Raw genomic sequence first — 18,713 nt, 5'->3', positions numbered from 1 at the left:
TCAGCCCTCTCCCGCGAGTACGTCGGTCAGGTCGTAATTCAGGGGCACGTCGAGCTGGTCGAATGTGCAGCTCGAAGGCTCGCGGTCCGGGCGCCAGCGCAGGAACTTCACCGCATGCCGGAAGCGCCGGCCGTTCACGGTGTTTCCTTCCATCTGGTCATACGCCACCTCACACACCTTGTCCGGACGCACCGGGATCCAGCGCTTGTCGGCAGCCGAGTTCCAGCGGCTGGGGTCACCCTCGCGGACTTCATCGCCCTCCCGCAGCGGCTCCAGGTCGGCCAGCAGTTTGTTCCGGTCCTTGACGCTGAACGACGCTGCGCCGCCGACCATCTGCAGTTCGCCGTCGTCGCGGTAGAGGCCGAGCAGGATCGAGCCGACGCCCTCGCCACTCTTGTGGATGCGGTAGCCCATCGCCACACAGTCAGCATCGCGGTGGTGCTTGACCTTGACCATCTCTCGCTTCCCGGGCAGATACGGCCCGTCGAGCCGCTTGGCGATGACGCCGTCGAGCCCGGCGCCCTCGAAAGTCTGTAGCCACTCGGCGCCGAGCCGGGGATCGGTGGTGGTCCGCGTGACATGGCACCACACCTTGGACCTGACGGCCTCGATCAGGGCTTCACGGCGGACCCGGAAAGGCTCGGCGAGCAACGACCGGTCACCGGTGGCCAGCGCATCGAATCCGATGAAATGTGCCGGGGTCTGCTCGGAGAGCATGCGCACCCTCGACTCGGCGGGATGGATACGCTGCGACAACGACTCCCAGTCCAACCGCATCCGTCCGTCGATCTCGCGCGGCACCACCACCTCGCCGTCGAGCACACAACGTTCGGCGAGTTCGTCACGCAGCGCGTCGAGCAACTCCGGGAAGTACCGGCCGAGCTCCTTGCCGTTGCGCGACTGCAACACCACCTCGTCGCGATCCCGGAAGGCCAAAGCCCGGAAACCGTCCCACTTGGGTTCGTAGGACCACACCCCCGCCTCGTCTGGCACCTTCACCTGGGCTTTGGCGAGCATGGGTTCGATCGGCGGCACTACGGGTAGGTCCACAGGCTCCATCCTGGTTCATCGGGGCGTCATGGTTCTAGACCGCCGCGCCGCCGCGAACTCATCGCGCAACCGCGCATACTGGGTAACCACATGCTGCTACCCGTGATGCCACCCGTCTCGCCGATGCTGGCCAAGCCGGCGACGGTGATTCCCCCGGATGCGTCCTACGAACCCAAGTGGGACGGTTTCCGGGCACTGGTGTTCCGCGACGGCGACGAGGTCGAGCTCGGCAGCCGCAACGAGCGGCCGATGACCCGGTACTTCCCCGAACTCGTCGATGCCGCGAAAGCCGAACTTCCGCCGCGATGCGTCGTCGACGGCGAGATCGTCCTGCCCACCGAGCTGGGCCTGGATTTCGAAGCGTTGCAACTGCGTCTGCACCCCGCGGCATCCCGGGTGCGCTTGCTGGCCGAGCAGACACCCGCCTGTTTCATCGCCTTCGACCTGCTGGCGCTGGGCGACGACGACCTGACGGCCCGCCCGTTCAGTGAGCGGCGCGCCGCCCTGGTCGAGGCGCTGGGGCCCGGTCCGCGCTTCCATGTCACCCCGGCCACCACCGACCTTCCGACCGCGCGGCGCTGGTTCGACGAGTACGAAGGCGCCGGGCTCGACGGACTGATCGCCAAGCCGCTCACCCTCACCTATCAACCCGACAAGCGGGTCATGGTGAAGATCAAGCACCAGCGGACCGCCGACTGTGTGGTGGCCGGCTATCGGCTCCACAAGTCGGGACCGGATGTGGTCGGCTCGCTGCTGCTCGGCCTCTACACCGATGACGGCGAGCTGGCATCCGTCGGCGTCATAGGCGCGTTCCCGATGGACCGGCGCCGGGCCCTGTTCACCGAATTGCAGCCCCTGGTCACCAGTTTCGACAACCATCCCTGGAACTGGGCCGCACAGGTGGCCGCCGACCCCGACCTCGCCCGCCGATACGGCGGAGGCTCACGCTGGAACGCCGGCAAGGACTTGTCCTTCGTTCCGTTACGGCCCGAACGTGTTGTCGAGGTCCGCTACGACCACATGGAAGGCAGGCGCTTCCGCCACACCGCTCAGTTCAACCGCTGGCGCCCGGAGCGCGACCCGCGATCGTGCACCTACGCCCAGCTGGAACAGCCGGTCACATTCCGGCTCAACGACATCGTGCCGGGCCTGTTGCCCCGCTAGTGGCGGTCCGGTGGCTGCAGCCAGGTGGCGAGATTACGGACGTAATCCTTGTACACACCCAGAAGCGACGGATCGGCCCCGATCTGCCAGCCGGGCCGGTCGGTCACGAACGACGGTGCTCCGTGCCCCAGGTCCCAGTTGTAATCGGCGAAATGATGGAACGTCGACTCGGCCACGGCCCGGCCCATCGGCTTGCCCTGCGGTGTGCGCTCGCCGTCCAATGCCACCGCGAGATTGAACTGCCGGCCGGTCGCGGTGCTGCGCCCCCGCGCCACCACGGTCGCGAACGGCACCTGCGCCGACACCAGTCCTTCGTGGGGATGGGCCGGGAACCACTCGATGCGTCCGCTGGCGGTGCGCGAGGTGCGCAGCAGCTGGTGCACGGGCTCGTCAACCAGTACCGGTTGATAGTCGCCGTTGGCACCCGAGTGATAGTTGGGCCAGGAGATGTCCGGATTGTCCTGATCGTCACACCGCGACACCGGATCGAGGCTGGCATCGTGAAACTCGTTGACCTGCCCCAACGCGCCCAGCCCCCGCAGGCAACTGCCGAGGTTCTGATGGTCGCGGGCGGTGAGCACCCCACCACCGAGCCCACGGAACCTGCCGATCGCCGCGCATTCGTCGGGTGTAAGACCGTTGCCGACGTCGACGGCCATCAACCACAGCTGGTCGAACCCCAGCTCATCGAGATGGCTGAGCACCGGATCCTCCCCGGGATGGTCGGCCCGGTTACGGGCCAGCACATCGTGCCCGTCCGCACGCAACTCGGCGGCCAGCATCGAGAACCGGCTGACATCCCAGTCGTCGGGATTCTCGGTGATCGTGGTCTGCAACAGTATTGTCGCCATGCGATGAGCCTGGCCCCGACGGCGACGCTTGGGACCCTTGAAAACCCGTGGTCGTGGTTCAGTTGCCCCACGACACGGACCGCAGTTGCCTGCGGGACCGGACACCGAGCTTGACGAACACCTTGCGCAGATGCCATTCGACGGTGTGGGTGCTGATGAACAACTGCGCGCCGATCTCCTGATTCGTCAGCCCGTCGCGGGCCAACTGCGCGATCTGCGCCTCTTGTGCGGTCAGTTCATCACCCGAGGCCAACGGCTCTTTACGCACCTTCTCCCCGGTGGCGATCAGCTCCCGGCGGGCCCGTTCGGCGAACGCGTGCGCGCCCATCTTGGTGAACATGTCGTACGCGGTGTTGAGGTGCTCGCGTGCGCTGGTGCGCTGCTTCTGGCGACGCAGCCACTCCCCGTATCGCAGATGCGTCCGGGCCAACTGCACCCCGATCCGCGTGCGGCTGAGCCGCTCGATGGATTCTTTGAACTGCACGTCGGCCTCGGTGTCGTCGGCGACGATAGCCCGGGCCGCGGCCAATAGGCCCAACCCCCAATCGGTTTCGCTGGACTCCGTACATACTTCCAACCGTCGCACCGCGTCCTCGGCGACATCCCGCTCGCCGACTCGCACAGCGGCCTCGACCAGTTCGATCAGGGTCCAGCAGTAGAACCCGATGTCGTGGAATTCGCACGTCTGCTTGGCAGCTGTCAGGGCCTCCTCATAGCGGCCCAAGCCGTTGTAGAGCACTGCGGCGGCGTAGCCCGCCGCCCCGAGCAGTCGGCCCTCCCCCTTGGCGGTCCCCTCTGCCATACCCGCCTCGATGAGGTCGCCGGCCACGGCCAGATCGCCGCGCCAGGCCGCCAACTCCACCTTGTGGTACTTCATCGGACGGTGGCCGATCGCCTCCGAGATGGAGTCGGCCTCCTCCATAAGCCCTGCAGCTGTGACGAATTCGCCTTTGTGCGTCTGGACACCGGCCTGGTAGGCGATTGCCGGTGGAAGTATGGCCAAGGCACCGGTGGCACGGGCATAGCCGATCATGTCGGTGGCCAACCGGTCGACCAGGTCGTCATCCCAGATCTCATGGGCAGCGGATTCGTGGACGATCGGGAAAGCCAATGCCAACCAGCGCAACGCCCGGCCGTCGTGGCGTCGCGCGTGCTCACCCCACAGCTCCAGCGCGGTGCGTAGGGGCTCAACCGCCGCGGGCAGTCCATCGGTGATCAGGTTCGCCATGCCGATGAGGAGTAAATCGATAGGCCCAGTCGGCGCCTCGGCCCTTTCGACTGCGGCGCGCGCCGCCTCCGCGGCCACCACGAGGGCTTCTGGCTGACTGCGCGAAGTGAACATCGCGGCGGCCAGCGCCTCCATGTAGGTCTCGCGAGCCATCTCGTCGTCGAGATTCTCCAACCGCTTGGCAGCGTCGAGCAGCAATCCAGCCGCATGCCGGACCGGTGGTGCACCTGGTAATCCGCCCCGGCTGCGGGTGAATTCCATCTGTGCCCGCAGCCGGCCCACCTGTGCCCGCTGCAACTCGGTCAACGGATTCAGTTCGGCCAGGGAGAGCAACTCATAGGCGGCTTCCGGAGCCGCCGCTTCACGTTTGGCCTCGGCCGCCGCGATCGCCCGGGAGCTGCGCAGGGCCGGATCAGCGGACAGGATCGCCGCCCGCTCGAGGAAAGTCGCCGCGGCGGCGATCCCGCCTCGGCGCTGAGCCCGCCATGCCGAGGCTTCCAGTTCGGCTGCCACCGCGTCGTCGGGGCCGGCCGCGGCGTATGCCGCATGCCAGGCCCGGCGGTCGGGATCGAGTTCGGGGTCAATGGCAATTGCCAAGGCACGATGCGCTTCCCGGCGGTCGGCCAGCTCCGCCGCCCGATAGGCCGCCGACCGGGCCAGCGGATGATGAAACCGCATGCGGGGGCCGAACTCGATCACCCCGGCGGCCTCGGCGGGCGCCAGCGCGTCCATGCTGATCCCCAAATGCCCTGCGGCACGCGAGAACACCACCGGGTCGCCGACCGGATCCGCCGCCGCGAGCAGCGCCAACTGACGAGTGTCCGCGGGCAGCGACTGGATTCGGCGGACGAAGCCCTCCTCCACCTGCCCGACCGATGGCCGCGTCCCCGCGATCCAAAAGCCACCGGCACGCTCCGCGGCCGAGACATTGCGCGGGATTTCCAGCAGGGCAAGCGGATTGCCGCGGCTCTCGGCGATCAGCCGGTCACGCACCCGCTCATCGAGCCGCCCCAGCACCACCGAGTCCAGCAGGTCCCTGGCATCACTGTCCGACAGGCCTTCGACCCGCAGTTCGGGCAGGCCGGGCAGCACCGACGCGGCGCCGTCGTCGTCGTCGCGGGTGGCGAACACCAAGACCACCGGCTCGGCCAAGAGCCGCCGCGCGACGAAACCCAGCGTCTGCACCGACACCTGATCGAGCCACTGCGCATCGTCGATCACGCACAGCAACGGCTTCTTGTCGGCCGCCGCAGCCAACAGGCTGAGCACCGCCAGACCGACCAGAAAACGGTCCGGCGCCGGTCCGGCACCACGACCGAAGGCCACGGACAGGGCGTCACGCTGCGGCTCGGGAAGCTTGTCCAGGTGATCCAGCAGCGGCGCACACAACTGATGCAATCCGGCGAAGGCGAGCTCCATGTCGGATTCGACCCCGGCGACCTGGGTCACCCGGAAACTCGGTGCCTGCTCGACGACATAGTCGAGCAACGCCGTCTTGCCGATGCCCGCCTCGCCGCGCACCACCAAGACGGCGCTGCCCCCTGACCTGCCCCCGGATACCACTGCTCGAAGGGCCGCGCATTCGCTGACGCGGCCGCGTAGAGACAGGCCTGCGCCCATAATCGCCATCACACCACCGCGTCCTGATTTTGCCGGAACCCTATCAAGACGGACCGGATCCGGCTGGCTCAGCGGGGTACCGGCTCAGCCGAACCGCAATGCCGGCCCAGGCAGCGATTCGACCCCGTGATGGGCGAATTGCGCCCAGCGCGTACGCATCTCGGTGGCGATGTGGTGGTCGATGGACCGTTGCGGTCCGAGCATCGGCGCGTCTGCCCAGACCTGCGGTGAGCCGAGCAGGAACGGCAGTTCCATGCAGTGGCAGCTGCCCAGCGGGGCATCGGCCGGTGTCCAATCGAAACGATAGGTTCCGACCCGGCCGCCGTGGGTTCGCCAGGCCTGGGCCAGACGCTCGGCGGGGCCGGAGAACGCCTGCTTCGTGATCGCCTTCGTACCCGCCCGGACCGCCAGCCGGCCCAGAACCGGCACCCGGTCCAGCCTGGCCACCCGGGGGTCCATCGCCACGAAGGGAGCGGCGTCGTCCTTGGTGTAGCCGATCAGCAGCTCGAAATGGCCCGCCGCGGCGGCGATGGCCGCAGGCACGTCCGCGGGTGCCGGCAGCGGTCCCCGGCCCAGCCGCGGCGCGAAAGCCAGGCCGCCGAGCAGGCCGAATCCCTGCGCGGCCGCGACCGCGGCACCCTCGGCGGCGAGTAACCTCTCGACACTCGCCTCCATCGGATCGGCACCGGCCAGCGAGGTGGCCATCGCCGAGCCCATGTCGTGCGCCATGTCGTCTCGCCCGTCGTCCAACTCCAACGGGGTGCTCTGCAGGATCGCGCGGTGGAACAGACCGACCGCGTCCTCGCACAACATCAACGACCAGACGGAATGTGCGCCTGCCGATTGACCGAACGCGGTCACGTTGGCCGCGTCGCCGCCGAATGCGGCGATATTGGCCTGAACCCAGCGCAGCGCCAGGATCTGATCATGCAGGCCGAGGTTGTCCGCAGCGATCCCGGGCGGCGCCAGGTAACCGAAGATGCCGAGCCGGTGACTGACGTTGACCACCACCACGTCGCCGGCACGGGCCAGCGCGCCGGGGTCGTACTTGGCCGACTCGCCACTGCCCGCGACATAGGCACCGCCGTGGAACCACACCATCACCGGTAGCCGGTGTGCATTGACCGGGGCCGTGACCGTGAGCACCAGGCAGTTCTCGTCAGTAGACAGGCCATCGAGGACGTCGCCCGTCACCCAGCCCAAGCGCGAAGGCCGCTGCGGGCAGGCCGGACCCGGTCGGGTGGCATCGCGAACGCCGGCCCAGGCCGGAGAAGGCTCGGCAACCGCGAATCGTTTCGCGGTGCCATAGCGCACCCCGCGTGCGACTACCAGCCCGTCGCGGTGGTCGACCTGGATCGTGCCGCCGGTGATGTGTCGCTCGCGCACACGCCCACGCTAGCGTTTACCACCGCGGGCAGACGGGCATGCCGACAGCATGTCTGTTACCGCATTTCAGGACCTGCCACTGGCTGATCGGGACCGGGAGTGGGACGGCGATGCCGCCGACAAACGGGTCCGTAAATGGGCCGGTGCCGAGGACGAACCCAACGAGAAATACCGCGACGCGCACGTCTGGTACGACAAGGACGCGAAGGACAATTTCACCGGCTACAAGTTGCTGATCGCCGATGTCGTCGGCGGCAAGCTGGAAGTCGTACCGCGCGGCGTGATGGCTGCCGGCGGGATCATGGACGGCGCCCGCGGCGGCATCGATCTTCCTGAGGACGACATCGACCGCGTGAAAAGCCACCTGGCGAAGTACTACAAGAAGATGGGCGAGACGGCGCCCTGGGACCGCGATTAGCTAGATTGCGGGCGTGAGCCCAACCCCGGCCGGGCGGTTCGCGCCGAGCCCGTCGGCCGACCTGCACATCGGCAACCTGCGCACGGCGGTGCTGGCCTGGCTCTTCGCCCGCTCCACCGGGCGGCGCTTCCTCCTGCGGGTCGAGGACCTCGACGACCGGACGTTTCCCGAGATCGGCCACCGTCAAGTGGCCGATCTGGCGGCGATCGGACTGACCTGGGACGGGCCCGTGCAATGGCAGACGGCTCACCAGGACCGCTACGACGCGGTGATCGGCGAACTGTTCGAGCGGGGCCTGCTGTACGAATGCTATTGCAGCCGAAGGGATATCGCCCAAGCTCCACGGGCCCCGCACGCCCCGGAAGGTGCGTATCCGGGCACCTGCCGCGACCTGACCGACGCCGAACGTGCGCAGCGTCGCGCCGAGACCGGCCGCCCGCCCGCGCTGCGGCTGCGCACCGACACCTTCGTCGGCACCGTCACCGACCTGCTGCACGGCAGCTACACCGGGATCATCGACGACTTCGTGGTGCGCCGCGGCGACGGCGTGCCCGCCTACAACCTGGCCGTCGTGGTCGACGATGCCGCCGGCGGTGTCGACCAGGTGGTACGCGGCGACGACCTGTTGAGCTCGTCGCCGCGCCAGGCCTATCTGGCCCGGTTGCTCGACTACCCCGAGCCCAGCTACGCCCACGTTCCGCTGGTGCTGAACGAAGACGGCGCCCGGCTGGCCAAGCGCGACGGAGCGGTCACGCTCGGGGAGATCGGCATCGAGCGGGCGCTCGAACAGATCAGCGCCTCGCTCGGGTGGCCGCCACTCGATCTGCCCGCGATGCTGGACCGATTCGACCCGGCCGCCCTGCCACGGCACCCGTGGATATATCAGCCGGGCTGAGCAGAAGCCTGCAGAACGTCGCGCAGCCCTGTTAGCGTCCGGCCGTGCGCTCCCGACGAATCCCGCTGCTCGGACTTCTTCTGATCGTCGCGGTGATGGTCGCCGCCTGCGCGGGAAAGACGGCCGACACCGACGAACCGCTGAAATCGGCCGATGTGCTGCGCGTCGGCACCGAAGGTGTGTACTCACCGTTCAGTTACCACGACACCGCCACCGGCCAGCTCGTCGGCTACGATGTCGACGTCGCCCGCGCAGTCGGCGACAAACTGGGCGTCAGAGTCGAATTCATCGAAACACCCTGGGATTCGATCTTCGCCGCGCTGGAGGCCAACCGGTTCGACGTAGTGGCCAACGAAGTCACGATCACGCCCGATCGGCAAGCCAAATACGATCTTTCCCAACCATATTCGATCGGCGAGGGCGTCATCGTCACCCGCGCCGACGACAACTCCGTCAAGTCGACGGCGGACCTGAAAGGCAAGGTGGCCGCCGAGAACGCCACCAGCAACTGGTCGGAGATCGCCCGCAAGGCCGGAGCCCGCGTGGAAGCGGTCGAAGGATTCACCCAGGCCATCAAGCTGCTCAACCAGGGCCGTGTGGACGTCGTGGTCAACGACAGCATCGCCGTCTACGCGTATCTGGCCGAGACCAACGACAACTCGGTGAAGATCGCGGGCACGGTGGGCGAGAAGAGCGAGCAGGGCTTCGCCGCACGCAAGAACAGCGGCCTGCTGCCCGAACTCAACGCCGCCCTCGACGAGTTGCGGGCCGACGGCACCCTGGCCGCCATCTCGCAGAAATATCTCAAGGCCAACGCATCCGGCGCGCCGGAAGGTGCCCCGCCTCCGCGGTCCACCTGGCAGCTGATCGCCGACAACTTGTGGCCGCTGGCCAAAGCCGCCCTGACCATGACGATTCCGTTGACGATCATCAGCTTCGCGATCGGCCTGCTGATCGCCTTGGCGGTGGCACTGGCCCGGCTGTCACCGAATGTGGTGTTGAGTAACCTGGCCCGCTTCTACATCTCGATCATCCGCGGCACTCCGCTATTGGTGCAGTTGTTCATCGTGTTCTTCGCGCTACCGGAGTTCGGCGTGAAGATCGACCCGTTCCCGGCCGCCGTGATCGCCTTCAGCCTCAACGTCGGCGGATATGCGGCCGAGATCATCCGCTCGGCGATCCAGAGCATCCCGAAGGGACAGTGGGAGGCCGCCGAGACCATCGGGCTGAACTATGCCGGCACATTGCGGCGCATCATCCTGCCCCAAGCCGCCCGGGTGGCGGTGCCGCCGTTGTCGAACACCTTGATCTCACTGGTGAAGGACACGTCTTTGGCGTCGACGATATTGGTGACCGAACTGCTGCGGCAGGCCCAGATCGTCGCGGCGCCGACGTTCGAGTTCTTCGCTCTCTACGGCACGGCCGCGATCTACTACTGGGTGATCTGCCTGGTGCTGTCGTTCGGCCAGAGCCGCCTGGAGCACCGACTGGAAAGGCACGTCGCCCGATGACCACACCACGCGAAGACCGGATCGTCGCCACCGATGTGCACAAGGCGTTCGGCGACGTTCAGGTGCTCAAGGGCGTCTCGTTCACCGTCCCGCGCGGCACCGCGACCACCGTCATCGGGCCGTCGGGTTCGGGCAAGACGACACTGCTGCGCACACTCAACGCCCTCGATGTCGCCGACTCCGGGGTGATCCGGGTCGGTGATACCGAGCTGGACTTCGCCAAGCCGGTGCCCAAGGACGTTCTTCGCCGCTATCGGGCGCAAAGCGGCTTCGTGTTCCAGTCCCACAACCTGTTTCCGCACAAGACGGTGCTGCAGAACGTCACCGAAGGCCCGCTGGTGGTGCAGAAGCGCCCCCGCGAGGAGGTGCTGGCCGAGGCCACCGAACTCCTGGGCCAGGTGGGGCTGGCGAACCAGCAGGACAAATACCCGTACCAGCTCTCAGGGGGTCAGCAGCAGCGGGTCGGGATCGCCCGGGCACTGGCGATGAAACCCAAAGTGGTGCTGTTCGACGAGCCGACCTCGGCACTGGACCCCGAGCTCGTCGGCGAGGTGCTCTCGGTGATCCGCGATCTGGCCGTCGAAGGCTGGACCTTGGTGATCGTCACGCACGAAATCCAATTCGCCCGGCAGGTTTCCGATCAGGTGCTGTTCACCGACCGCGGCGTGATCCTGGAGCAGGGCCCACCGGCCGCCGTGATCGGCGATCCGAGGGAAGAGCGCACCCGCCAGTTCCTGCAGCGGATCCTCAACCCGCTGTAGTCCAGTGCACCACCTTCACCGCAGTCATCTCGTCGAGCAGTTCGGGCCCGAAACCGAATCCGCTGCCACTGGCCCGGCGCGGTTGGGACGCACCGCCGGGGGCGCCGCCGAACACGTCGTTGATCTTGACCGTGCCCACCGGTAGCGCGCGCCATGCCTGCTGGGCGTGGGCCAGGTCAGAGGTCAGCACCGTCGCGGCCAAGCCGTAGCGGTCGTCAGCGGCCTCCAGGAGCGCGGTGTCGAAGTCGGGCACGGCGCGGACCGGAGCGACAGGGCCGAAGGTCTCCTCGCAGAACACCGCCATGTCCTGGGTACAGTCGGCCAAAACCGTTGGCGGATAAAATGTTCCGACCCCCTCAGCGGGTTGGCCCCCGGTGAGCACCCGAGCCCCGCGTTTGACGGCATCGGTGACCTGCTGGTGCACCTGAGCCCGCTGGCGCTCGTCGACGACGGGGCCGATGCGGTCGGCCCACGTGCGGGCCTCCTGCACCAGCGCCCGGGTGAACTCGTCGGCCACCGCCGCCACGGCGAAGATTCGCTCCACCGAGACACAGATCTGGCCGGCGTTGGCGAAGGCGCCGAGCGCGGCCTGCTGCGCCGCCCACGTCGGGTCCAGTCCCGCGTCGACGATCAGCGCATCGTTGCCGCCGTTCTCCAGCAGCGCCTTGGCACCCCGCTGGGCACAGGCCCGGGCGATGGCCCGTCCGGTCACGCTGCTGCCGACGTGCGCCACGACGTCGACGCGCTCATCCCCGGCCAGGTGCGCCCCCACGGTGCCGTCGCCGTCGACGATCTCCAGCACACCGGCGGGCAACTGTTCGGCGAGCAGCTCGGCGAACCTGCGGCCAGTTCTCGGGCAGCGTTCGCTCGGTTTGTGCACGACGGTGTTGCCGGTCACCAGCGCGGCGCCCAGCAGCCCGGCCGCCACCGCGACCGGGTCGTTCCACGGCGTCAGGACGGCCACCACTCCGCGCGGTTCGGGAATCATGAAATCGGTGGCCGACCAGTCGCCCTGCAGCGTGCGGCCCCCGTGCAGCGGCCCGAGTTCGGCGTACTGAACCAGCGTCGCGGCACCCGCTTCGACGCCGCCGAGGGCGTCCTGCCGTAACTTGCCGGTCTCCCGGACGTTGAGCTCGGCGAGTTCTTCGGCCGCGCCCCGAACCGCCTCGGCGGCCGCGCTCACCGCGGCGGCCCGTTCCGCCGCGGGCGCCCGGGCCCAGTCCGTGCGCGCAGCGCACGCCTTCTCGATTGCCGCACCGCATTCCGCGGGTCCGGCGATGGGCACCCGGGCAACGAAATCGCCCGTGCGTGGGTTACGAATCGTCAGTTCAAGTGTCTGAGGCACACCTTCGGGTACCCGTGTCGGGCGCACCTACACGCCCGGCTGTCTTCGCGGCCCACTCGACGAGCGAACGCAGGTGTGTGAGCACCTCGTCGTCGGGATGACCTTCGGGATCTTCCAGGTGTATCCGGGCGAGTTCCTCGACGGCCGACAGAAGGACTCGCACCGTGGTGGCGTCCGGGTCGATGTCCACGCCGGCCGCCAGCGACAGCGGCCGCGCCGCGACCTTTCTGGCGTACGCCCGGCCCAACTCGATGCGTTGGCGCACCTCGGGAGGCGCGCCGTCGGGCGGGCGCAGGATGATGCGCCAACTCGTCGGCGCCGCATGCAGGTAGGCCAGGATGCCCCTGCCCAGCTGCTCGGTGTCGAAATCGGGCCGATCCACGGTACTCATCCCGGCGAACGCGATCGCGGACTCCCGGTCCAGCAGCGCGGTGGTCAGGCCCGCCAGATCGGTGAACTGTTGGTAGACAACCGTTCTGGTGACACCAGAACCGCCGGCCACCCGCTCGATGGTCAATGCGGGGTAGCCACCCTCGGCGACGATGTCGCGGGCCACGTCCAGCAATTGCGCCCGGCGGTCCGCACCGCTGAGCCGGCGCCGCGTCATCGTTTGCTGCCGAGCAACAGGTCCACGGCCGTGGCGGCGCTCTGCACGGCGCTCTCCATGGTCGCCGACCAGTCCGTCGCGGTCCAGTCGCCTGCCAGCACCAGCGAGGGCACCGAGGTACGTTGCGGCGGGCGCAGCGCGTCGGTGCCCACCACCTGGGAAAACGTCGCCTTGGGCATCTTGACGACCTGCGCTTGAACCACTTCCGCCTGCCGCGCCGCCGGGTAGTAGCGACGCAGCAGCGCCATCTGCTCATCGACGATCTCGTCGTTGGTCTTGTGGATCTGCTCGTAGGCACCGCTGGTGGTCAGGCAATACAGCCAGGCCCGGTCGGTGGTGCGGCCGTGCATGATTTGGCGGTCGAAAACCTCGTCGATCACGCCGGTACCGCCGATGAGCCCCTCGAATGCCGACTCGGTGCCCAGCGGCCGGTCAAGATAGAGGTTGGTGCTGACGATCGGTGTGTATCCCAGTTTGTCTGCGGCGGCATAGATTTCGGGATGCTCAGGCAGCTCGTCGAGCAACCCGCCGATGCCGGAGTTCGGCACCGCACACACCACGGCGTCGGCGGGTATCTCGGAACCGTCGGCGAGCAGCACCGCGGTGACCGCACCGTTCTCGATGCGAATGCGGCGCGCCACGGCGCGGTACCGCACGTCGACGCCGCGTTCGGCGAAGACCTTCAGAGCTCCGTTGACATAGAGGGTGTCGAGGTCGACGGTGGGGTAACCGATGGTGACCGGCGTGCGGTGCTTGACGCCGAGCCGGAAACCGGTGGCCATCACGTTGGCGAACACCTTGGCGGATTCGCGGTCGACCGGCTCGGCGGCGATACCCAGGGCCAGCCAGTCCCACAACGCTTCTCGCGCCGGGGCCGGCATGCCGACCCGCTCGAACCACTGTTCGGTGGTGAGATCGGCCAAGTCGGCCGGTTGATGCAGGGCCTGCCAGCCGAGCCGCAACGTGGCGCGCGCCGCCCGCAGCCGGTCCGCCCAACTCGCGTCGGGATGAACCCCGAGCAGGGTGCGGATCGCTCCGGCGCCCGTGGTCTGCATGGTGACCTTGCGCCCGTCGGGCCACCGCAGCGTGGAACTCTTGGGAAATTCGATGAACTGCCGGGTTCCCACGCTGGTGAGATAGCGCCACAGGTGCTGATATCCGCTGGCGACCACGTGCTGGCCGTTGTCCGGGACGTCGTCGACCGTCTCGGCGCGCATCGCGTGGGTGCGTCCGCCGAGTTGGCCTCGACGTTCCAGCAGAGTGACGCTTTTGCCCGCTTCGCTCAGCCAAACAGCGGCGGCCAGGCCGGCCAGCCCACCGCCGATCACCACGTAGCGTTCGCCCATGTCGCAGCCCTCCGTCGACTAACTTGCAAAGTGTAAGTTAGTCGCCTCCGTCATACGCCCCGAACACCGAATCACCGTGTGGTCCATGGCGATTGCCGCCGGAAACCGGGCGATCGACCGCGAAAACTGGTGAACTGGTTCAGGTGAGTGCCGACACGGGGTCGCCGGAGCCCAACCTTCAGGACACGTTCGCCGAGGTGGACAGCTCGCCGTCAGGCCTGAGCAGCCAGCAGGCCGCCGACAGGCTGAGCCGGTTCGGACCGAACGAGATCACCGATCACCAGCCCAACCCCCTGCTGACATTCCTCGGCTACTTCTGGGCGCCGATCCCCTGGATGATCGAAATCGCGCTCGTGCTGTCGCTGATCGTGCGGCACTGGCCAGAAGCCATCGTGATCGCGATTCTGCTGGCGATGAACGGGCTGGTTTCCTTCGTCGAGGAACACCAAGCGGCCGGTGCGATCGCCGCACTCAAACAACGACTCGCCGGCACCACATCGGTGCTGCGCGACGGCAACTGGACGGTGCTGCCGGTGCGTGAACTCGTCCCCGGCGACGTCGTGCGGCTACGGCTCGGCGACGTCATCCCGGCAGATGCCCGGCTGATCGACGACGTCACCCTGGAAGTCGACCAGTCCGCACTCACCGGCGAGTCGCTGCCCGTCGAACACACCAAGGCCGCGTTGCTGTACTCCGGCTCGGTGGTGGTACGCGGAGAAGGTGACGCCCTGGTGTTCGCCACCGCGGGAAAGTCCTACTTCGGCAGCACCGCCAAGCTGGTCGAGACCGCGGGCACTGTCAGTCATTTCCAGCAGGCGGTGCTGCGCATCGGCCACTACCTCATCGTGGCGGCGCTGGTCCTGGTGACGCTGACGGTCGTGGTGTCGTTGGCCCGGGGCAACCCGGCACTGGAAACCGTGCAGTTCGCGCTCGTCGTCACCATCGCATCCATCCCCGTCGCACTACCGGCGGTGCTGTCGGTGACGATGGCCGTCGGCGCGCGAAACCTCGCGCGCAGTCATGCCGTGGTCAGCCATCTTCCCGCGATCGAGGAACTCGGCGGCATGGACGTGTTGTGCTGCGACAAGACCGGCACCCTGACACAGAACGCGTTGAGCGTGACCGACGTATGGACAGTCGACGGCGTGGATCGCGACACGCTGCTCTCGGCGACCGCCCTGGCCTCACGGGCCGAGGACCGCGATCCGATCGACGCCGCGGTGCTGGCGGTGGCCGAGGCACCCGCCGACATGCGGGTGCTGTCGTTCTCCCCGTTCGATCCCACCCGCAAACGCACCGAGGCCGTCGTGGTCGACGAGGCAGGAAACCGCTTCAAGGTCACCAAGGGCGCACCCCAGGTGATCGCGCGACTGGCCGTGGACGACGCGGCGGCCGCGCAGGCCTCCGCAGCCGCTGAGCGATTTGCCGGGACCGGGCAGCGGGCTCTCGGGCTGGCTCGGGCCGACGGTGACGGCGGCTGGCGGATGTTGGGCGTACTGGCACTTGCCGACCCGCCCCGCGCGGACTCGGCACAGACAGTGGCCGCGGCACGAGAGCTCGGCGTGAGCGTCAAGATGGTCACCGGGGATCAGGTGGCGATCGGGCGACAGGTCGGGCAGGCGGTCGGCATCGGTGACCGGATCATGGCTGCCGAGGAGTTGGGCGCCAAAGGAGAGAAGGTCACCCCCGCCCTCATCGACAGCGTCGACGGATTCGCGCAGGTCTTTCCCGAGCACAAGTTCGCCATCGTGAAATCGCTTCAGGCCGACGGACATATCGTCGGCATGACCGGCGACGGCGTCAACGACGCCCCGGCGCTCAAACAGGCCGACGCCGGGATCGCGGTGGCCGGGGCCACCGACGCCGCCCGGGCCGCTGCCGATGTGGTGCTGCTGGCCCCCGGCCTGTCGGTGATCGTCGAGGCGATCCGCCAGGCCCGCCAGATCTTCGCCCGGATGACCAACTACGCCACCTACCGCATCGCCGAAACCATCCGGGTGTTGTTGCTGATCGTGATCTCGATCGTGGCGCTGAACTTCTTCCCGGTCACCGCGATCATGATCGTGCTGTTGGCGGTGCTCAATGACGGCGCGATCCTGGCCATCGCCTACGACCGGGTGCGCGGTGCCGCCAGCCCCGCGGCGTGGGACATGCGGCGGGTGATCGCACTGGCCGGAACCTTGGGGCTGCTCGGGGTGGTCGAGACGTTCATCCTGCTGGCGATCGCCCGGGCCGGCCTGCACCTCGACGACGAAACCCTACGCACCCTGATCTACCTCAAGCTGTCGGTATCCGGTCATCTGACAGTGTTCGTCACCCGCACCAACGGCCCGTTCTGGTCACGACCCGCGCCGTCGCCCGTGCTGCTGACGGCGGTGATCGGCACCCAGTTGGTGGCCACGCTGATCGCGGTGTACGGGCTGCTGGTCCAACCCATCGGCTGGGGGCTGGCCGGTCTGGTGTGGGCCTACTCGCTGCTGTGGTTCCTCGTCGAAGACCGGGTGAAGCTGGTCACCCTGCGCATGCTCTCCCGGCCCAACCAGGCGCAGGCTCAGCTGATCGGCACTCCGTAATACCGCCCCAGCACATGGGCCTTCAATTCGTCGAACTCACCCGCGACGATCGAGGCCCGGATCTGGTCCACCAATCGGATCACGAACCGCTCGTTGTGAATCGTGCACAGGGTGGCCGACAGCATTTCCTTGGCCTTGAACAGGTGCCGGATATAGGCCCGCGAGTAGTTGGCACAGGTGTAGCAGTCGCATTCGGCGTCGATCGGGGTGAAATCCCGCTTGTACCGGGCTCCGGTGATGTTGAACCGCCCGGTCGCCGAGTACACCGCCGCATTGCGCGCCACCCGCGACGGCGACACGCAGTCGAAGGTGTCCGCGCCGGCGGCCACCGCGTCGAACAGGTCGTCGGGCTCGCTGATCCCGAGCAGATGGCGCGGTTTGTCGGCGGGCAGCTCACTGCTGACCCAGCCGACGATGGTGGCCAGATTCTGCTTCTCCAGTGCACCGCCGATGCCGTAGCCGTCGAAGCTCAGCCCCGCGGCCGCCCCGGCCTCCTGGCCGATCGTGGCCAGCCCGCGCGCCGCCTGCCTACGCAGGTCTTCGTACTGGGCGCCCTGCACCACACCGAACAACGCCTGCCGCGGCCGCTCCGGCGACAACGCCTGCAACCGGTGGTGTTCGGCCAGACACCGCACCGCCCACTCATGGGTGCGTTGCACCGAGCTCTCCTGGTAGCCGCGGGTGTTGACCAGCGTGGTGAGCTCGTCGAACGCGAAGATGATGTCAGCACCGAGCTGGTTCTGGATCCCGATCGAGACCTCGGGGGTGAACCGGTGTTTCGAGCCGTCCAGATGGGAGCGGAAGGTGACGCCGTCGTCGTCGACGACCGCCAACCGTTCCTTGCCCTTGGCGATGATGTCGTCGGTCTGCAACCGCTCGGTGTCCATGGCCAGGACCTTCTTGAACCCGACACCCAACGACATCACCTGGAAGCCGCCGCTGTCGGTGAAGGTCGGGCCCGGCCAGTTCATGAACGCCCCGAGCCCGCCGGCCTCGGCCACGATGTCGGGACCCGGCTGCAGGTAGAGATGATAGGCATTGGCCAGGATCGCTTGGGCGCCAAGCTGTTTCATCGTCTCGGGCAACACCGATTTCACGGTGGCCGCGGTACCGACCGCGATGAATGCCGGAGTGTGGATGTCACCGTGCGGAGTGTGAATGGTGCCGACCCGGCCGAGACGGCCGGGCAACTCGGCCTCCACGGTGAAATACGGCTGGTCCACAGGGTGTATTCAACCGGATGCGCGTCCGATTTCCGTCATGGGGGCGTACGCGACCATACTGCGGACGTGAATTTGGTCATGAGCCGCCCCATTGTCATTGCCACCGGATTTGCTGTCTGTCTGGCTGCGGTCGCCGGATGCTCGTCGCAGGAATCAGGATCTTCCGGGAAGTCCGGCCAGGGCCGGGTCACCTTCGGCCCCAACGACGCAGGTCCCGTGACCAGCGTCAGCTGCGAGACCAAAGACGGGCTGACCACGATCGGCATCGAGGGCAAGATGCCTTCCTCCGTGGTTCTGACCGACGGGGAAGCCCCGGCGGTGCAGTCCGTGAACATCGGCGACGTGAACGGCGAGGGCGCGTCGCTGACCTACCTCTCCGGGCTGTCCGGCGCGCCGGTGGTAGCCGCGCGCGACGGCAAGGGCTACACGATCACCGGCACCGGCATGGGCATCGACCCCAACGAGCCGGGCACCCCGGTGGACATGCCGTTCGACATCGCGGTCACCTGCCCCTAGTCGCACCCCGAAACCTGTGAGTCGTTGCCCACGCAACGACAGTTGTCGACCGGCATCGAACGGGAGAAGTCCCGTCCGGTGCCGGTCTTGCGCATCCGCCGCGCCTCTGCAGGACTTGTAAGACGTTGGCCCCGTGACGATTCCGTCGAGCCAGCGGCCTGTTCGGCGGCCGACTCCGCGGGCCGGGCGGGTTCCTCGATGCGTCGACGGCCATCCGCC

At 67.7% G+C, this 18,713-nt stretch carries 15 protein-coding genes; 7 read left to right on the top strand and 8 right to left on the bottom strand.

Annotated features, from left to right (window positions below):
* On the bottom strand, positions 1-1,059 hold the full coding sequence (locus tag K6L26_RS03655; protein ID WP_047039824.1) for an ATP-dependent DNA ligase: 1,059 nt from the start codon (positions 1,057-1,059) through the stop codon (positions 1-3).
* A gap of 81 nt (positions 1,060-1,140) precedes the next feature.
* Between K6L26_RS03655 and K6L26_RS03650 the strand changes: the two genes are divergently transcribed.
* A complete protein-coding gene (locus K6L26_RS03650; protein ID WP_064898370.1) occupies positions 1,141-2,214 on the top strand; it encodes an ATP-dependent DNA ligase in 1,074 nt (357 codons plus the stop codon).
* On the opposite strand, the gene K6L26_RS03645 is transcribed toward K6L26_RS03650, so the two are convergent.
* The 3 genes from K6L26_RS03645 to K6L26_RS03635 form a co-directional block, all read right to left on the bottom strand.
* Positions 2,211-3,065: a hypothetical protein gene (locus tag K6L26_RS03645; protein ID WP_019347287.1), complete on the bottom strand. Its 855-nt coding sequence runs from the start codon at positions 3,063-3,065 to the stop codon at positions 2,211-2,213. The genes K6L26_RS03650 and K6L26_RS03645 overlap by 4 nt on opposite strands.
* Before the next feature lie 58 nt (positions 3,066-3,123).
* Positions 3,124-5,922: a helix-turn-helix transcriptional regulator gene (locus tag K6L26_RS03640; protein ID WP_043369990.1), complete on the bottom strand. Its 2,799-nt coding sequence runs from the start codon at positions 5,920-5,922 to the stop codon at positions 3,124-3,126.
* A 75-nt stretch (positions 5,923-5,997) separates the two neighbouring features.
* Positions 5,998-7,299 (bottom strand): carboxylesterase family protein, encoded by a 1,302-nt coding sequence (locus tag K6L26_RS03635; protein ID WP_019347285.1) that lies wholly within the window; start codon positions 7,297-7,299, stop codon positions 5,998-6,000.
* A gap of 49 nt (positions 7,300-7,348) precedes the next feature.
* Here K6L26_RS03635 and K6L26_RS03630 point away from each other — a divergent pair, with 49 nt between their 5' ends.
* The 4 genes from K6L26_RS03630 (at position 7,349) to K6L26_RS03615 (ending at position 10,884) form a co-directional block, all read left to right on the top strand.
* Positions 7,349-7,717, top strand: a complete 369-nt coding sequence (locus K6L26_RS03630) for a hypothetical protein (RefSeq protein ID WP_019347284.1) — start codon at positions 7,349-7,351, stop codon at positions 7,715-7,717.
* Between the two features lie 13 nt (positions 7,718-7,730).
* Positions 7,731-8,612, top strand: a complete 882-nt coding sequence (gluQRS, locus tag K6L26_RS03625) for a tRNA glutamyl-Q(34) synthetase GluQRS (RefSeq protein ID WP_019347283.1) — start codon at positions 7,731-7,733, stop codon at positions 8,610-8,612.
* Between the two features lie 95 nt (positions 8,613-8,707).
* A complete protein-coding gene (locus K6L26_RS03620) occupies positions 8,708-10,123 on the top strand; it encodes an ABC transporter permease subunit (protein ID WP_085980473.1) in 1,416 nt (471 codons plus the stop codon).
* Positions 10,120-10,884 carry an amino acid ABC transporter ATP-binding protein gene (locus tag K6L26_RS03615; protein WP_019347281.1) on the top strand — a complete coding sequence of 255 codons (765 nt, stop codon included), beginning with the start codon at positions 10,120-10,122 and terminating at the stop codon, positions 10,882-10,884. The genes K6L26_RS03620 and K6L26_RS03615 overlap by 4 nt, the downstream gene beginning before the upstream one ends.
* Here K6L26_RS03615 and K6L26_RS03610 read toward each other — a convergent pair.
* Genes K6L26_RS03610 through hpnE form a run of 3 tightly spaced genes read right to left on the bottom strand, consistent with a single transcriptional unit; the run spans position 10,871 to position 14,182 of the window.
* Positions 10,871-12,211 carry an aldehyde dehydrogenase family protein gene (locus tag K6L26_RS03610; RefSeq protein ID WP_048896286.1) on the bottom strand — a complete coding sequence of 447 codons (1,341 nt, stop codon included), beginning with the start codon at positions 12,209-12,211 and terminating at the stop codon, positions 10,871-10,873. The genes K6L26_RS03615 and K6L26_RS03610 overlap by 14 nt on opposite strands.
* A gap of 1 nt (position 12,212) precedes the next feature.
* Positions 12,213-12,836, bottom strand: coding sequence for a TetR/AcrR family transcriptional regulator (locus tag K6L26_RS03605; RefSeq protein WP_047039819.1), 624 nt, complete (start codon positions 12,834-12,836; stop codon positions 12,213-12,215).
* Positions 12,833-14,182, bottom strand: coding sequence for a hydroxysqualene dehydroxylase HpnE (gene hpnE, locus K6L26_RS03600; protein ID WP_019348861.1), 1,350 nt, complete (start codon positions 14,180-14,182; stop codon positions 12,833-12,835). The genes K6L26_RS03605 and hpnE overlap by 4 nt, the downstream gene beginning before the upstream one ends.
* A gap of 143 nt (positions 14,183-14,325) precedes the next feature.
* Between hpnE and K6L26_RS03595 the strand changes: the two genes are divergently transcribed.
* A complete protein-coding gene (locus K6L26_RS03595; protein WP_109748985.1) occupies positions 14,326-16,755 on the top strand; it encodes a plasma-membrane proton-efflux P-type ATPase in 2,430 nt (809 codons plus the stop codon).
* Here K6L26_RS03595 and tgt read toward each other — a convergent pair.
* A complete protein-coding gene (tgt, locus tag K6L26_RS03590) occupies positions 16,734-17,978 on the bottom strand; it encodes a tRNA guanosine(34) transglycosylase Tgt (protein WP_019346935.1) in 1,245 nt (414 codons plus the stop codon). The genes K6L26_RS03595 and tgt overlap by 22 nt on opposite strands.
* A 78-nt stretch (positions 17,979-18,056) precedes the next feature.
* Between tgt and K6L26_RS03585 the strand changes: the two genes are divergently transcribed.
* Positions 18,057-18,494 carry a lipoprotein LpqH gene (locus K6L26_RS03585; RefSeq protein WP_019346934.1) on the top strand — a complete coding sequence of 146 codons (438 nt, stop codon included), beginning with the start codon at positions 18,057-18,059 and terminating at the stop codon, positions 18,492-18,494.
* The last annotated feature ends 219 nt before the right edge of the window (positions 18,495-18,713 follow it).

Source organism: Mycobacterium farcinogenes, from assembly GCF_019739075.1.
GTDB lineage: Bacteria > Actinomycetota > Actinomycetes > Mycobacteriales > Mycobacteriaceae > Mycobacterium > Mycobacterium senegalense.
Note: the sequence above shows the minus strand (reverse complement) of the source record. Positions and strands in the feature narration are given on the sequence as shown.

What these genes read in the sequence shown, in the direction of transcription:
- K6L26_RS03655 (WP_047039824.1), bottom strand. Translation starts at nt 1,059, where the DNA reads ATGGAGCCTGTGGACCTACCCGTAGTGCCGCCGATCGAACCCATGCTC.
- K6L26_RS03650 (WP_064898370.1), top strand. Translation starts at nt 1,141, where the DNA reads ATGCTGCTACCCGTGATGCCACCCGTCTCGCCGATGCTGGCCAAGCCG.
- K6L26_RS03645 (WP_019347287.1), bottom strand. Translation starts at nt 3,065, where the DNA reads ATGGCGACAATACTGTTGCAGACCACGATCACCGAGAATCCCGACGAC.
- K6L26_RS03640 (WP_043369990.1), bottom strand. Translation starts at nt 5,922, where the DNA reads ATGGCGATTATGGGCGCAGGCCTGTCTCTACGCGGCCGCGTCAGCGAA.
- K6L26_RS03630 (WP_019347284.1), top strand. Translation starts at nt 7,349, where the DNA reads ATGTCTGTTACCGCATTTCAGGACCTGCCACTGGCTGATCGGGACCGG.
- K6L26_RS03620 (WP_085980473.1), top strand. Translation starts at nt 8,708, where the DNA reads ATGGTCGCCGCCTGCGCGGGAAAGACGGCCGACACCGACGAACCGCTG.
- K6L26_RS03615 (WP_019347281.1), top strand. Translation starts at nt 10,120, where the DNA reads ATGACCACACCACGCGAAGACCGGATCGTCGCCACCGATGTGCACAAG.
- K6L26_RS03605 (WP_047039819.1), bottom strand. Translation starts at nt 12,836, where the DNA reads ATGACGCGGCGCCGGCTCAGCGGTGCGGACCGCCGGGCGCAATTGCTG.
- hpnE (WP_019348861.1), bottom strand. Translation starts at nt 14,182, where the DNA reads ATGGGCGAACGCTACGTGGTGATCGGCGGTGGGCTGGCCGGCCTGGCC.
- K6L26_RS03585 (WP_019346934.1), top strand. Translation starts at nt 18,057, where the DNA reads ATGAGCCGCCCCATTGTCATTGCCACCGGATTTGCTGTCTGTCTGGCT.